The following is a 15,216-nucleotide window of genomic DNA, read 5'->3' on the forward strand; positions in this document are numbered from 1 at the left end:
CCTCGGCCCCATCATCGCCAGCATCTCCCAAATCAGTAAGGAGATTGAATCAGCGTTCAGAACTTAAAACAACAGGAGTTTTTCAACGGAATAGGGACGCGAAGCAGACATTGGTCACAAAACGCATAGACGGCTACTCAGGGGCAGAAGCCTACCGTCGAGTTTTGTCTACCTGTGAATGCCACCAGGCAATTTACTCATCTGCAAGCAGCCTCTCTCCCTCCTGCCCGTTTCGGCCTCTCTTGGGCCTGATCCGTGCCCAGGTCCCAGGAGATTTTCTCTGCTATGGAACTTGTCATTTGGACGATCAAAAACTTGCCAATTGGCAAGCTGTTTTTGGGACTCCCCGACCCGCCCCAAAACTTGCCAGTTGGCAAGTTTTGGGGCGGGTCGGGGAGTCCCTTATCAGGAGAAAAGCCCTGCTCTGGGCAACGCCCCTGCTGAGGATCAGCCCGGCCCGACAGGGCTGGACCGGTCCAGCAGCGCCGATCCTGAATTTCGAAGTGTGCAGACTGGCGGCAGGGATTTCTGCCGCCAGTGCTTCACGCGTTAGGCTGCGGCTTTCAAGCCTTTCAGTTCCGCCATCTTTTCAGAAAGCGTCCAAAGGGCCTTGTTCAGTTTCACGTCCTGATCGATCCCGTTGACCGCTCGTGAGCACGTGCGCCGGATGCGTCCGTTCTCGTCCCTGAATGCGGCTCTCAGACCTCCCCGCATGGCGTTTTCCTGAACGACGTTGAAAGTGGTCCAAAGGTCATTCTCCCGATCGCCCGTGCGGCGGGCGTTCAAAAGCTGGTTCGGCTGAATGCGGGTTGTGGTTTCCCCTTCGCTGTCTCCGAAGCGGGCAATGTGCGCAGCCTCCGCAAACACCTGCTTTTCGTCACAGTCGAGGATCAGACCGCTCCAATCGGCTGGCGCGGCAAGGGCCTTTTCCGCTTCCTTCAACACGCGGAACGTGCCGTCAATCACCTTGCGTCGCACGTCTCCGCTGTGGCGAACCTTCACGCTTTCGAGGGTAGAGGTCTGGGCGACAAGGGAATTTAGGCATCGGATGCGGAACAACCCGGCCATGATGTCGAAAGCGGACGTTCCGTCATTTGCGTTCTTGAGCAGGATTTCGCAAACGGTATCACCAACACAAAACTTGGCATCGTGGTCGAGGCGGCGAAGCCGGATCAGGTGCTTGGTGAAGTCCTTCTTGCTGGCATCGCGGGTACGGCCTTGCTTCACACCAACCGGCATGAACCCCTCGTCCATCAGGGCACGCAGGACCTCGATTGTCGGGATCGGCTGGAATCGTTCGGAGCGGCTCTCATGGGCTGAGACTGCAAAGATAGACGGAGCGTTGCGGCGCATTTCGTCTTCGCTGAGGGCGCGGGCGGAATCAAAGCGTGCGGTGCGGGCATATACTGAGTTCATTGGTTTGCTCCTGTTTCCTGAACTTGGCCGGGTTGGCTCGTTTCATTTTCCGCGTTGTCGGAAACGGGGGAGCCGGGTCAAGGACCATGTCAGGGGAGGGGGATCACCCGCGCGCACAAGGCGCAGCCGCGGAGCGTGGGGATACCCCTGTCATGGCCGCGCAGCGGTTCATCCTTGACCTGGCGGGGGCGGAGCCCCTTTTCAGCAAGCACGAGTCCGGCCCTGGCCGGTCAATATTCTGGGCGTAGGGGATCAGCCCGGCCCGTCAGGGCCGGTCCGCGTGTCAGTCGTTGCCATCCTGACGCGAGCCACGCGCAACAATATCGAGCGTGTCATCCGCAAGAGGTCGCTGAAGCTCTTTCGCTTCATCCCAGGGCCCGGACAGCCAGGTTTCAATTTCATCCTGTTCCGTCAAAATAACAGGCATGGCCTTCGGGTGGATCGCACCGACTTCCTTGTTTGGCTCGCACGTCAAAAACGCGAACAGGTCGGCGGTCACTTCGCCTTCCTTCACCTTTCGAACGCTGGTCCAGTTCGTCCAGATACCGGCAAAGACAGCAAGAGGGCGGTCTTCGTTGAAGGCGAACCAGACCGGTTCACGCGCCTTTGAATCAAACTCGGAAAAGGAATTGAACGGGACAACACAACGGTGGTCGATGCTGAGCCAGCGGCGCCAGTGCGGGCTTTTGGTGTTGCGAACGTTCGTCACGCCCTTGTCGGACGATTTGCCTTTCAGTGCAAACGCCGGTGAAGGCATCCCCCAACGTGCCAAAGTCAATTCCCGGTCATCACCGACATTGCGGACGATGGGAGCGGAATAATCCGGATAGATACCCGGCTGCGGTGCCAGATTGCCGATAGTGTCGGCAACTTTCATCGCTCGAGTGAAATCCAGCACAGCTTGCCGCGCCGAGGTGTGGGAGTAGAGGTTGCACATCAGACCACATTTCAACAGACAGCAAAAAATAACAAGGGATCAGCCCGGCCCCGCAGGACCGGTCCGCTCCCGTGACGAGCTGACCCGGTCTAGTGGAGGATATACTTGACCGGACCAGAATTAAGCCCTTCTCAAACTTCAGTCGGTTCCTTTGGCGGGGTCCGCAACCGGCCTCTGTCTGATCGAGAGGCAAGGGGCTCCGTTTTCGATGGTGGGGTTGCCCCGAAGGGGAAAGGCTGCCCTGCGGGAGCTTTCGCAGGGCAGCCCTTCAATGGGCAGCGTTATGCTGCCTCTTGAACGACTTCCTCGGACGCAGGAGCTTTGTCTGTGAACGTCATGATGTTCGGCACCCAACGCGTCCCGGCGACTTTTTCGGCTGCATAGGCTGCGGCTTCCTTTTTCTTCATCTTGAGGACGGGCGCGGCAGCTTCCTCGCCGCAGGCCTGCACAAGACTGTCATGGATGACATCGAGCTTGACGCGGGCAAAGTAGGTTTCGGCGGTCGGCTGGAAGTGATCGGCCATGTCGAGGTCGAGGGCCGCACCGATCCGGTTCCCGTGATCCACGCCCGCGCCGTTGAAGCCGTCGCCATGGCTGATAGAGTTGATTGCCTGGGCTACAAGAAAGGCCTGCAGCCGAAGCAATTCATCCTGCGAAACACCCATGCACCAGTCCCAAAGGTCAGCCGGATCAACCGGCAGAACCGATTTCCAGCTTTCGCGGACGCGTTCAATTGCATCGAGGTCAGCGCACTGGCCCGCGTCCTTGATGTGCGTTTCAAGGCAAGCGCTGTCGAGCGAGACCTCAACCGCCCCGTGGGTCCATGCTGCCCGGTGCTCGTACAGCGTCTTGATCGCCATGGAATGAACGCCAACAACAAGGGCAAGGTTAGGGTTCTGGGCAAGCTCAAGGCGGAGCGCTGCGGTCTTGCGAGCCGTCAACTCGGCGACCAGTGCTTTCGAATGATCCGACGCAGCCTTTTCATCTGACTCTGTGTCAGAGCAGGCTTGTGCTGCCACCTTCACATCCTTCGGATCGATCAAGCCGCGTTCAATGCGCAGATCTCCATGATAGCCAAGCGACAGGATCGCCCCGGCCTGTGCCTTCTGCTCGTCGCTGAACTCCGGTTTCCACGCGGCGCGGAAGTCCTCAAGAGCGTTTTCCGCTGCTTCGAAGGCGAGCCGGTCGTCTTCGTCTCCGGACTGGTCGTAGACATCGCCAGTCGTCTCAACCGCGTTTTCTAGCGTTTCAAGGTGCTTCTGTTCCTCGTCGGACAGATCGCGGGCCATGGGATAGACCCGGCCGTATTTCTGCATTTCCGTGTAGTCGATTTCTGGCTGGTAGCGGCACCACTTCCAGCCTTCGCCAGCAATTTCAAGGGTGAGCGCGTCGATCTTCTCGGCCACGAGTTTATCGATCAACGCCGCGTCCTCGGCATATCCGCCATCTGTATTAAAGAGGTCACAGATCACCGTGCCGCCCGCTTCGCGGACAGCATCAAGGCCGCCAAGGAACTTGATGCGTTTGTCGGACTCAGGGATTTTGCCATCGGTCAACGCCTGACGAATATCGCGGCTGCTGCGATAATACGGCGACAGATTATCCCAAGCCCGTTCCTGAGCTTCATGGTCATCGCTGACGGTGAACGCCTGCAGCTGCGCCAGTTCCATTTCCCCCTTTTCGAACATCTCGAACAGGCGAGGGGAGACGCGGGCGAGCTTGAGGCGCTTCGTCACGACAAGTTCGCTTGCGCCAAAGCGGGTTGCGATTTCGCTGACCGTCTTGCCATCGTCGGCCATCTGTTTGAAAGCGCGGAACTCGTCTGCCGGGGACATGCCTTCGCGCATGATGTTTTCGGCAAGGCTGATTTCGGTTGCGTCAGCCTCGTCGCTGAGAACGCATGTCACCTTGACGGATGCGGGCATTCTTTTGTTGGAAATCAGGTGCTCAATTGCCCGGAACCGCCGCCCGCCTGCGGTCACAAGGTAGGTTCCCTTTTTCTCGCCTTCGCGAACGACAAGGTTCTGCAGAATGCCAACTGAGGCGATGCTTTCAGCAAGCTCAACGATGCCTGCCTGCGCGTAGGTCTTGCGCACGTTCTTCGGATCGAGCGCCAGCTTGGAGAAAGAAATTTCAAGGCGGTTTGTGTCGGTCTTGGTCATTTGGTTTGCTCCTGTTTCCATGAAACTCACCACCGCGGCTCGTTTCATTTTCCGCGTCGTCGGAAACGGGGGAGGGCGGTCAGGGACCGGAAAGGCGGAGGGGTGTCCCCGTGCGCACAAGGCGAGAGCCGCGGAGCATGGGGAGGCCGCTTTTGCGGCCGCGTAGCGGTTCATCCTTGACCGGCCGGGGGCGGAGCCCCTTCAACAAGCCAATGACTGGCGCAGCCAGGCGGATATCTGCAAAGCAGATCCAGCGCGAACGATCGTTCCCCGAATGGGCCGAGACTAAGGCGGTTTTGGCCGATGGGCTCTCTCGCCGAAGGAAGGCTCTTCGAGACTTCTGCCGGCATTAGAAAGTCCCGGCAGAAATCGTCTTTGGCTCGGTGGAGGCCGCTCTGCGGCCGGAAGAGAGCGTGGTCCGGTAGGACGCGGCCTCCTCTGCATCAAGATTTTGAGACCTGAAGCTCACACGACGCACTTGGAAGATAAAATCGAACTATAATCTCTATTTTTGTCACATTGCACAAATAATGAATTGGCTGTAAGGCGCCTCAGCACCTTCCTTCCAGAATAACTATTCTCGCCTTTCCTAAAGAGAAGGCCAGCGCATAGGGAAAATAATGACCAATACACCAGAGAACGACATCGCTCCGGATGCAGCCTTCATTGAACTCACAAGCGATATCGTTTCGGCCTATGTGGCCAACAACACGGTTGCCGCTCCCGATTTGGCGGGTCTGATAGCGTCCGTGCATAATTCGCTGGTCTCGACCGCGCAGAAGGCCCAGGAGCCCGAAGTTGTCGAACTCGTACCCGCGGTGCCGATCAAGAAATCCGTCGGAGACGATTTCATTGTCTGCCTGGAAGACGGCAAGAAATTCAAATCGCTGAAACGGCATCTTCGGACCCACTACGACCTGACGCCAGAAGACTACCGGGCCAAATGGAACCTTCCGGCAGACTATCCGATGGTCGCCCCCAACTATGCTGCAGCTCGCTCTGAACTCGCCAAGAAAATGGGCCTCGGGCAGCAGAGGGCCAAACAGACGCGAAAGACCGCCAAAAAGTAAGCCAGCCCAGTGGGCATTCCAATCGGCTGAAATTGCTGCAAGCAACGCCATACCCCCACAACGATTTCTTTGTGGGATAGCATTTGAACAGCGGCGCAGAAGCGCATCCTTTCCAGCAAGAAACCGGAACAAGGATCCTCGCCCGTCAGCCGGATTGCTGACGGCGATCCGCAAAATGCAGTCACGGATGCTGCTGGCCTTCTCGCACTGATTGGTGTATTGTGTATTTGTGCACAAATCAGCAAGTGATCAAACCATGCCGGACCCAGAAACCGCCTATCTGTCTGCCCGCGTTCCTGCGCCTCTGAAAAACCGCTTCAAATCTCTGGCTGCACGCCGCGGATTGAAAGTGCAGGACCTGCTCAACCAACTTGTGGCCGACTTTGTAGCAGAAGAAGACAGGCAAGCCCCCGTCGCGACCGATGTCGTGCGTCGCCTTCGTCGACACCAGACCGCGATGGCTGAAAAGGGGCTGCAGCATCTTTATCTGTTCGGCTCAGTCGCGCGGGGCGATGCCCGTCCCGATAGCGACATAGATCTGGCCTACGAGTTGCGGCCAGGCGCAAAGCTGTCGCTCTTTGAAATAGGGAGGATAGAAGGTCTGATCCGCGAGGCGCTGGAACGGGACACGAAGATTGACCTGGTCCCCCGAACAAGCCTGCGTGACCATGTTGCGGAAACGGCGTCACTGGATGAGATCCAGGTGTTCTGATGCCGCGAAGTCCGCTTTATCGCCTCCAGGACATGAGAGAGGCCATCAAGGAAATTTACGAGTTTGTCGATGGCATGGATCGCGCGGCGTTTCTTGCAACGCCGACTGATGACCGGAAGACGTTTCGGGCGGTCTCCGCCTCGTTCATCGTGATCGGCGAGTCTGCCAGGGCATTGCCCGAAGACCTCACGTCCCGACGCCCCGAAGTTCCTTGGCGGGCCATTGCCGGATTTCGGGACCGGGTCGTCCACGAGTACTTCCGGATAGATGTGGAGACCGTCTGGGAGACGATCGAGAGCGGCGAGCTTCAGCAACTGCTCGACGTCATCGAAGAAGAAATCCAGATCCTCTGCAGCGAAGTGCCTCACTAGATTGCAAAACCGGTGAACTCACCCCAGCATTCTGGCGGACCGCCTTCGGCTTCGGCCGGCATCATTGTAATAGGACGATGCCTGGGCGAGGGACCGATGCCGGGACTGCTGCATGGCATCCTGAATGGGAATGTCCCGGTTCGCGGCCTCTGTCAGGAAGCCGGACCGCAAGCCGTGGGCACTGAAGTCATCAGCGTTCAGCCCGGCGCGGATACAGCGGGCCTTGACGATCGCATTGACCGACTGGGGCGTCAGGCTTCTGGTCTTGACGTTGCCCCAGCGATCGATGGCCCTGAACACGGGTCCTTCGGAAATTCCCGCCGCCTCCAGCCAGATTTCAACGGCCTCGACGGGCCGGCCGATCAAAAGCACAGCATTGTCGTGGGAAGAATCCTCCGTCTTGGTGCGGCCGAGCCGCAGGCTGGCGGCCGGCAGCAGGTCGCTGCCCGGATCGTTCGGATCCGCGGGCAGGGGATCTTCCCGGGTTATCTGGTTAAAGCGCAAGCCGGACAATTCCGAGCGCCGCCGGCCGCCGGAGGCAAAGCCGACGAGCAGCAGCGCCTTGTCGCGCAAATCGACGAGGCAGGGCGCGGCATAATCCGTGCCATTGCACGTCGCCACAAGGCGTTCCAGAAGATCGGCCGTCAGTGCCCTTCGGCTTTTCCTGGCTTTGGGCCGGTCGGCAACGCGGACGGCAAGCCGCAGGGCCGAGCGCACGTCGGGCGCGGAGAAGTCTCCCAGAACCCCGCGCCAGCGATGCAGCGTCGACCAGGAGGCCAGACGCCGCTGCACCGTTGAGACAGCGTGCGGGGGCCGGAGGCCCGCCGTATTTTTTGGAACTCTGAGGAGCTTTTGGTCTTCCAGGGTGCCGGCAACGTCCTCGGGCATGCCGTGTCCGGGATCTGCTTTCTTCTTCTCCGGGTCCCACAGGTGATGGGCAATGAACTTCAGGATCAGCGGCACCGGGGCAGGCCAGGGGAGGTGCTCACCGGTTGCCGCGACACACCAGCCTTCCAGATAGGAACAATCGGAGGTGAGGGCCCTGAGGGAATTTTCGCCGATACCTTCGCTTGCCAGATGACGCAGGGTGGCAATGTCCTCCTCGCTGAGCAAGGCAGCCAGCTGGTCGGTGCGCTCCGGTCCGGCGAGCGCCGGCAGGATGGCGGAGAGCGCATCAAGGGATTCTGTTTTTTGGGCTGTGCTCGGCTCAAGGGCTTCGGAAATAGCAGGGAGGCGATGGTCGGACATGGGCTGTCAGCTTCTTCGGGCGTGGACCGGAGCCCTATTTCTAGCACTGCGGCGTCGAAACGTCTAATCATCGATAATAGGTTCTTATCATTAGTCATGACATCGCTCCAACACCTGTATATGTAGTGATAGTTTTTTGCTTGTTTATTTTCGTTACGGGACTATCCTCTCCCAATGTCAATGGCTTACGATCTCCGCAGGTCCCTGAAATCACTGGACTGGACCGATCTGGCCGATCCGCTTGATCGCGCCAGCCGCGCGCTGACGCGGGCGGATGAACGGCTGGCGCGCACTTGCGATCTTGCCGACGGCGTGCGCAGCCGCTCGCACCTGTTCGACACTTGTGCGTCCATGGCCCTCGACGGCGACCTGGTGCATCTGGAGGATCTGGTCCTGCATGACGCCGGCACCGACAGGCGCGCCCCGACCCATGAGCTGACCCGGGCCGCCAGGCTCCTGGCCCTGCGCCGGCGGATCGACCGGCACCCCCCTGAAACTGTCCTCAGCCGCAACGGCATTCTGACCCTGATCGGCCGGCAGGCGGACAGTTTTGAGGAGGGGAATGCCCGGGGCAGCCGTGCGGGGGAGGGGAGGGGAGGTTCGCCATCGATCTCGACACATGTGCAAGACGACGCGGACAGGGAAGAAAACCTTCTTGCCGAGATTGACGCCGTTCTGCAACGCTCCCGGCAGCTTGCTGAAGGATCCGTCCCGGTCGCACGGACATCGTCCCATCGGATGGCAACGGCTCAAATGCAATCCGATCCAGGAACACCCGATCGGCGCGACCGCCTGGACGCCTGGCTGGTCGTCTTGAACGCGGCCAGACCACTGAACCTGCCCCCCGTTCTGACGGCCGTCATTTTGTTCGATGCCTGGCAGCGGCTGCAGCCGCTGGACGGCTGGCCGGAGCTCGGCCGTCTGGTGTCGGCCACCTTCCTGAAATCGCAGGTGACGACCTCCCATCTGCCGGCCCTGTCCGTGGGTCTGAGAAAATCGCCCTTCCGCTGGCGCCGCGCGGATCCATTCCGCACACGCATCACCGTCCTCCTGTCCGGGGTCGAGAAAGCGGCCCGGGAAACCATGGACCAGATGGACAAGCTGTCCATCGCCCAGGAGCAACTGGACCGCCATTGCCGGTCCTGCCGAAGCCATTCCAGGCTGCCCGACTTTGCTCACATGTTCCTGTCCCGGCCGCTGGTGACCATTCCAATGGCCCGCCAGGAGCTCGGCGTCACCGCCGCCGCCGTCGACCACATGATCCGCCAGCTCGGCCCGGCGCTGCCGCGCGAGCTCACCGGCCGCGGCAGATACAGGGCCTGGGGGATTCTGTGAAGGCCGTCACAACGCTCACTGCAGAGCCGCGCGAGATCAAGGCAGGCGTTGGGGCCACTTTCGGCCAAATTCTCATGTCAGCCTTCGACATAGCCGCGCTTGCATTTGCTGCGCACCAGTTGCGCCTTGCGGGCGTGTGCGGAAACCAGATCGGGAAAGAGATCCGACCGTGACCGCCCCGAGGTGCCAAGACGCCCCCACCTCCGTTGAACGGCATAATCGCCGAACAGGGTCGGCTCGACCGACAACGCATAGAACCGGGCCATGTTCCGGTGCGGATCGATGCGCGTCAGAAAGACAGGGTGTCGAAGGCTCTGCATGCCGCCAGTGTGCAGGCAAACATTGACGCGCGTCCAATGACTGTTTGGAATCAATCAGCACATGTTCGATTCAATATTGGCGGCCTGATTGAGGGCAGCTCGGCACAAATCCATACCGCATCGAAGCGATGGTTACCGGTCTCAGCAAAGCAGAAGTGCCCGCGCGAGCGCATTCCTATGCTGATGCCGGAGCGGACATGACCCAGTTTCAATCCAAAAAGACAGACCCAGTCCAACCCCGTGGAAAACACGCTGAATTTGAAGGGGCAGCGCTCCTAACGAAATATTGGAACCAAAGAAAGCGGCATCTACAGCTTCCTGAACGGAAAAGACCGCACCCGATATCAGTTGAGCGGCGGGCCATGCAACAAGGCCCTGTCGGACAATGGATCAGCAGGTGCAGAGAATAGCTTAATTTACGCCGAAACCTACCTTGGCACATCTGAGCCAGCGGCGGGCGTCTACATCATCATGCCCGGTAGCAGCGGCATCCAACCCACAAGTGGAATTCAACACCACCACCTTGACTACTTCATCCTGTCGTCTTGGGCCGCCAAAGCGGCGCTAACGGTGAGGCCGTGGACCAGGTCCGATTTTCCAGGGTTCCAAATGTGAGAAATCTGAAATCTGCGGCCGCTGCGAAATCTCACTCATTTTATCTGCTGTGGGACATTCTTTTCGCACGAAACCTATGCCATTTAATCGACTTGCTAGTAGTTTGGCGCAAAGTAAAGCCCATAGTACTTGCAATTTTTCGGCCAACCTGCCGCATTTTCGCACTCGTCGGGTTGGCTGATCTTGGCGGACGGCTGAAGGATGGGGTCTAGGCAAGATTTTTCACTCCTTCATCGTGTTTTTCAGAAATCGACTTGGGTGATCCTACTCGCGTTCAGATCACGCGCCTCACGCAAAACTTGAGTATTATCTCTAGCTTTTTCCGTATAGTTCTGATTGCTCATGATAATTTGAATTTTTCCAAGAATTAACAATACGCATTGTTTGCGAAGATGCGATGCGATCACGATATTCATGTTGACACCTGCGGCAGGTTGCCACAAGCTATTCGAGCATGCAATGGCATCATACAACCGTAGCAGAGGGCGGCTTACAAAATGGCTATTTCCAAAATCGCATTTTTTCTTCACGGCACCGTCAATGGCGAAAGTTTTGACATGAACGGCAAGGGGGTAGGGGATCGCTCGCGCGGCACCTGCGAGCTTCACCTTGAGGCGTCGCCCTCGTTCCCTGTTGGATTTGATCCAGTTTCTTGTCCTTTGATCTGCTCGCATCCCACGAGTACGTTCTTCGCCAAATCGGATGCGACTTGCGTTGACCTCGCCCATATTGCCGCTGGTGCCTTCGACATTTCGCCGGCGCGCGAAGGCGTGTTGCGCGACAGCAGCGGCGAAGAACTGCTTCGCCTGTCAGTAACAAGCACGACGCGTCTGGAAGACGATTGCCTCGTCATTCACAACGAGATGACCGGGGTCTCCCGGTTGCCCCGCTTGAAGCGCAATGTGACCCCGTTGCGCGACTACATCATGCCCGCCGGTCCCGGACGCGCCACCGCGCTCATCCGCTATCAGCTGGAAACGGAAGCAGGTGCTCTGCTCGACGGCGTGACCACCGTTCCTTATGCCTGGGCTGGCATGAACAACCTGCCGGAGCCGCTGGTGAGAAACGTTCACGACATCACCGTAAACTGGGATGGAAGGACAAAGGTCTCCGCGTTCTACAACGTGTCCATCGCCGCCCTAGAGGAGAAATCACTGCCGTTCAGCGACCGGCAGGTTGTCAAGGAAGCAGCAGATGTTGAAGCCTGAAAAAATCGCCAATGACGTGGAGGAGTTCGATGCGTTCGGCGTAGCGAGAGTGACCTCCACGGAGTTGCAAAAGATCCGTGATCATCTGACGCCAGAAATCGCCTACTCGCTCGTCGTGGCATCCCTGAACCGTCAGATCAACCAGCTCGACGCCAAGCAGGGAGAAGCCCCGATCATCGGCGTCAATGTCGAATTACCAATGGGTTGGTAACCTCTCTCACCTTTTCGCTGGGCGGTGATCAACATCACCGCCCAGTCGTTCTTTTATTTATTCGACCAGTCTTATTTGCATCCCGGAGCGAGCATGATGTTGTCGAACCCAGCCTCCAAGAGCGTCGTGCTGGCATTTAGACAGATTCCACAAACAATCGGAGCAGCGAGTGTACCCACAGAAGAAGCGTGCTTTCAGAACCATGTTATCGGAAGGGTAGCTCTGACGTTCCCTATCAGAGATACGTCTTCGGCATATCGCCGACGTGTGTCAGAGCGTCCATTCTGCAATTTTGTATTAAAGAGCGCGGGCAAAGAGGTCGTCGACCACTTGTTCATCGGGGAAGTTACAGGATGACCTGGCATACGGAAGTTCTAAACGACAGGATGGCCGGCTACATCGGACTCGAACGCGAGATGCCCTATACGCTCGCACTACTTCTTCATCCTCAGCACCGCCGAGAGGAGGTTCGGAACCGCGCAAAAAACTATCTCGCCGCTCGACGTGCCGAATGCACTCGCTCGCCCAACGTCGCGCATGCCCCCTACCACATCGTAATAGATCCTTCTGATGTTTGTAATTTGCGCTGTCCACTTTGTGTCCATGTGACCGACCCTAAGGGTAGGCAGCGAACCAGAATGTCCATGGATCAGGCGTCGAGGCTGCTCAATAAGCTCGGACCACTGGCATTGCGACTTGATCTTTTCAATTGGGGCGAACCGCTGCTCAACCCGGATTTCGCGGAGATCGTAGCCGAAGCTTCGGATTTGGGACTCTATACACGGACGTCGAGCCATTTCAGTTTCGATCCTCCGCTCGACTGGGATCGTATTGTTGCATCTGGTCTGCGGTATATCGTAGCGTCTGTCGACGGTTCTAGCGAGAAGGCGTATCGTGCTTATCGCAAAGGTGGCAGTCTCAGTGCTGTTCATAAAAACCTGCGTGCGCTCCGCGACGCAAAGCAAAGGGCCAAATCTGTTTGGCCCGTGCTTGAATGGCAGTTTCTTGCTTTCCGTCACAACGTTCAGGAACTAGATGACGTCAGAAAGAATGCGCTTGAACTCGGAGCTGATCTCATACGCTGTGGAGGCGCACGCGCTGAGATGGGGTCCAAAACGATGATCGCGTCGGCCGACGGCGTGGCTCGATCGCAGGATTTTTTGTTGGATTCCTCACACCCGCTCAGCGAATATGATGTGTCGGGGGCCAAGCGACGAGTGGAAGAGCTTTCGCATTGCCGCTGGCTATGGGGCAAGCTTGCCATCCATGCTGATGGGCGCCTTGCGCCATGTTGGAACGGATGGCGCAAGACCCACGACATGGGGGATACGAATGAAGCCGAACCGCTTGCGCTCTGGAATTCCAAGAATTTTCGCCGGGCGCGCCAATTAGCAGAGACGGGAGGAGATCCCAGTTGTAGCACGTTGTGTGGACCGTGTGCACATCACCGGAGTTTTGTTCCGCCACCAGACCGAGATGACGAGCCTATTGGAGACATGTCCATGCTCGCCAACGCGGCGCAAACAATTCTGCAGGAAACCGGACATTTGGTCGGCGAGCATCTTAGGCAAGAACTTGCCGCCATTCTAAACGATCCGGAGGTCACATGTCCCTGATGCTTCGAAGTCTCCAGGCAAACTTCGCCTATAGGTTCGGCTTTACCCGGCTGCCCTATGCCCCGCTGCTTATCAGCCTGGAACCTACAAACTATTGTAATCTTCGTTGTCCGATGTGTCCGGTGGGGCATAGAGCCCACGATCCTTCCATCGCGCGCGGTTTCATGCCGCGGGCGGTGTTTGATACGCTTTTGCCTGAGCTTGCCCGCATACGTCCAGTCATTGCCTTTCACATGGGCGGCGAAAGTCTGATGCATCCAGATTTTTTTCAAATGGGGCAGGAACTGCGCACAGCGGGCCTGAGGGTTCGACTCGACAGTAACGCGATGCTAATTTCGAGAGACGTCGCCCGGCGCCTGATCGAACACCCACCAGTCGACGAGATTTATCTCGATTTGGATGGAGACGATGCGGGGTCCTATGAGCGTATTCGAAAGAGAGCTAATTTCGATCGTGTGGTTGGTAATATCAGGCACCTGCTGTCTTTCCGGGCGGAACGAAAGCAGTCATTGCCGCGCATTATTGTAAAAGGTATCCGATATTATCGGCTAGGGGCAAAACCGGGATTTCCGGATAGCTACAAGGCACTCTTTGCTGATGCGCCACCCGACGAATATCGTTTTGCTTGGGCGGATTACTGGCCCGGCAGCCACCGGGAAGATCTGTCTTCTGCCAGTGCCGAGGATGGCGCTCTCTATCAGGTGCCTCCGGCCAATTCCGATCCCAAAGCTTGTGAATTGCTGTGGTCGCGGTTGGCGATCGGGTGGGACGGGCAAGCGCTCTTATGCTGTCTCGATCTCAACCGTACTGCGTTGATCGCCGATGTTGTGAAGTCCGGCATCATGGGGGCATGGAATTCGCCGGCGATGATGGACGCACGACGGGCTCATATATCCGGACGTCAAACGGAAATGAGTCTTTGCGCGAACTGTCAACAGATTCGGCGCGAGTCACCGAGCTTGCTCCGAAGATTTAAACTGTTGAACACCGGGCGGAACGCTTCGCAAGGTGGAGAAAGGCAGAGCTGATGAGCTACGGCACGACGAATTCGGACTTTTTAGGTACGACGGCTCCAGAGGGAGATTGGGATGAGGATGGCTACCTTATTCTTCGCAATGCAATCCCGCCCGATCAGCTGCAACGCTGGACCGAAGCAACCGACACGCTGCACCGCACTTTTCTCGAAGGGGCAATTCCGAACCTTTCCCAAGACAAGGAGACCGCGACGACTTTCCCGCCGCATTGGGAATGGATCGATAGAACGTGGGATCGCAGGACAATAGCTTTCCGTCGTTGGAGGATTGTGGAGGACGATCCGGTTTTTCTTGAGATGCTCGACCATCCAGCGTGGTTTCCCATTGTGCTCAAGCTTTTCGGCAACTTCGTTCAGATCTCTCTGACGCATGTCATTGTCTATCCACCGAAGGCACATGACGAACCTTATATTCATGTCGACGGCGGGGATTCACTCGGCAACATCCGCACAGATCCCAGCAGCCTGCCACTTTACGTGAAAGTGATGATCTTTCTAAACGATCTGTCGCGGGAAAACGAAGGTAATTTCTCTGTCGTGCCGGGCTCGCACCGCGTGCCGTACGAAAAAGAGGAAGCAAAGCGGATATTGCAGGAGGGCCGAGCAAAACAGCTGAAATTTCGGGCAGGAGACTGCATCCTGTTTCCGCACTCGCTGTGGCACGGACCTGCGCCAAACCGGTCGAAACGGTCGCGCAAGACGCTTTTCGTCGGCTATTCGCCGACGTTTATGCGTCCTTACGATTATCAGAGCATCGATGTGAAAACGCTGGCCGTAGCCACACCCAGGCAACGGCGTCTTCTGGGCGACCTTGGAGGTTGGGATTGGCGGGCGGGCTGCCACTACTACAGTGGACCGGATCAGGAAGAGATTATGTCCCGCGAAACGTGAGCCGCATAGTTGCAATAATTCATGCGGTCCTGTAATCCGCTTTCATACTGGACCGACGTTTCTTGCTAAGC

At 57.7% G+C, this 15,216-nt stretch carries 14 protein-coding genes; 9 read left to right on the forward strand and 5 right to left on the reverse strand.

Features of this window, described 5'->3' with window-relative positions:
* Positions 1 to 549 precede the first annotated feature (549 nt).
* The 3 genes from CLV41_RS26615 to CLV41_RS26625 all read right to left on the reverse strand — a co-directional run bounded on the left by CLV41_RS26615 (position 550) and on the right by CLV41_RS26625 (position 4,515).
* Positions 550 to 1,416, reverse strand: a complete 867-nt coding sequence (locus CLV41_RS26615; protein ID WP_103225537.1) for a DUF932 domain-containing protein — start codon at positions 1,414 to 1,416, stop codon at positions 550 to 552.
* Between the two features lie 283 nt (positions 1,417 to 1,699).
* Complete coding sequence (locus CLV41_RS26620; RefSeq protein WP_103225538.1) at positions 1,700 to 2,353, reverse strand: SOS response-associated peptidase; 654 nt, start codon at positions 2,351 to 2,353, stop codon at positions 1,700 to 1,702.
* A gap of 281 nt (positions 2,354 to 2,634) precedes the next feature.
* Entirely contained in the window at positions 2,635 to 4,515 is a 1,881-nt protein-coding gene (locus CLV41_RS26625; protein ID WP_170107336.1) for a ParB/RepB/Spo0J family partition protein, read from the reverse strand.
* 620 nt (positions 4,516 to 5,135) lie between these two features.
* Here CLV41_RS26625 and CLV41_RS26630 point away from each other — a divergent pair.
* The 3 genes from CLV41_RS26630 (at position 5,136) to CLV41_RS26640 (ending at position 6,668) form a co-directional block, all read left to right on the forward strand.
* Positions 5,136 to 5,585, forward strand: a complete 450-nt coding sequence (locus CLV41_RS26630) for a MucR family transcriptional regulator (RefSeq protein WP_103225540.1) — start codon at positions 5,136 to 5,138, stop codon at positions 5,583 to 5,585.
* A gap of 256 nt (positions 5,586 to 5,841) precedes the next feature.
* Positions 5,842 to 6,297: a nucleotidyltransferase domain-containing protein gene (locus tag CLV41_RS26635; protein ID WP_103225541.1), complete on the forward strand. Its 456-nt coding sequence runs from the start codon at positions 5,842 to 5,844 to the stop codon at positions 6,295 to 6,297.
* Positions 6,297 to 6,668, forward strand: coding sequence for a HepT-like ribonuclease domain-containing protein (locus tag CLV41_RS26640; RefSeq protein WP_208987745.1), 372 nt, complete (start codon positions 6,297 to 6,299; stop codon positions 6,666 to 6,668). Before CLV41_RS26635 ends, CLV41_RS26640 begins: the two co-directional genes overlap by 1 nt.
* A gap of 18 nt (positions 6,669 to 6,686) precedes the next feature.
* Here CLV41_RS26640 and CLV41_RS26645 read toward each other — a convergent pair whose 3' ends face one another.
* Complete coding sequence (locus CLV41_RS26645) at positions 6,687 to 7,916, reverse strand: site-specific integrase (protein ID WP_103225542.1); 1,230 nt, start codon at positions 7,914 to 7,916, stop codon at positions 6,687 to 6,689.
* Between the two features lie 174 nt (positions 7,917 to 8,090).
* Here CLV41_RS26645 and CLV41_RS26650 point away from each other — a divergent pair, with 174 nt between their 5' ends.
* Positions 8,091 to 9,251 carry an RHE_PE00001 family protein gene (locus CLV41_RS26650; RefSeq protein ID WP_208987746.1) on the forward strand — a complete coding sequence of 387 codons (1,161 nt, stop codon included), beginning with the start codon at positions 8,091 to 8,093 and terminating at the stop codon, positions 9,249 to 9,251.
* Between the two features lie 77 nt (positions 9,252 to 9,328).
* Here CLV41_RS26650 and CLV41_RS26655 read toward each other — a convergent pair whose 3' ends face one another.
* Positions 9,329 to 9,571 (reverse strand): WGR domain-containing protein, encoded by a 243-nt coding sequence (locus CLV41_RS26655; RefSeq protein WP_103225544.1) that lies wholly within the window; start codon positions 9,569 to 9,571, stop codon positions 9,329 to 9,331.
* A 1,112-nt stretch (positions 9,572 to 10,683) separates the two neighbouring features.
* On the opposite strand from CLV41_RS26655, the gene CLV41_RS26665 reads away from it, so the two are divergent.
* From CLV41_RS26665 to CLV41_RS26685, 5 genes are all read left to right on the forward strand, one after another.
* Complete coding sequence (locus CLV41_RS26665; RefSeq protein ID WP_103225546.1) at positions 10,684 to 11,394, forward strand: hypothetical protein; 711 nt, start codon at positions 10,684 to 10,686, stop codon at positions 11,392 to 11,394.
* Positions 11,381 to 11,605 (forward strand): hypothetical protein, encoded by a 225-nt coding sequence (locus CLV41_RS26670; protein WP_146048647.1) that lies wholly within the window; start codon positions 11,381 to 11,383, stop codon positions 11,603 to 11,605. The genes CLV41_RS26665 and CLV41_RS26670 overlap by 14 nt, the downstream gene beginning before the upstream one ends.
* A 416-nt stretch (positions 11,606 to 12,021) precedes the next feature.
* Positions 12,022 to 13,221, forward strand: a complete 1,200-nt coding sequence (locus CLV41_RS26675; protein ID WP_235867274.1) for a radical SAM protein — start codon at positions 12,022 to 12,024, stop codon at positions 13,219 to 13,221.
* Entirely contained in the window at positions 13,212 to 14,249 is a 1,038-nt protein-coding gene (locus CLV41_RS26680) for a radical SAM/SPASM domain-containing protein (RefSeq protein WP_103225549.1), read from the forward strand. The genes CLV41_RS26675 and CLV41_RS26680 overlap by 10 nt, the downstream gene beginning before the upstream one ends.
* Entirely contained in the window at positions 14,249 to 15,145 is an 897-nt protein-coding gene (locus CLV41_RS26685; protein ID WP_103225550.1) for a phytanoyl-CoA dioxygenase family protein, read from the forward strand. Before CLV41_RS26680 ends, CLV41_RS26685 begins: the two co-directional genes overlap by 1 nt.
* The last annotated feature ends 71 nt before the right edge of the window (positions 15,146 to 15,216 follow it).

The sequence above is a fragment of the Roseibium marinum genome, assembly GCF_002906165.1.
Classification (GTDB): Bacteria; Pseudomonadota; Alphaproteobacteria; order Rhizobiales; family Stappiaceae; genus Roseibium; species Roseibium marinum.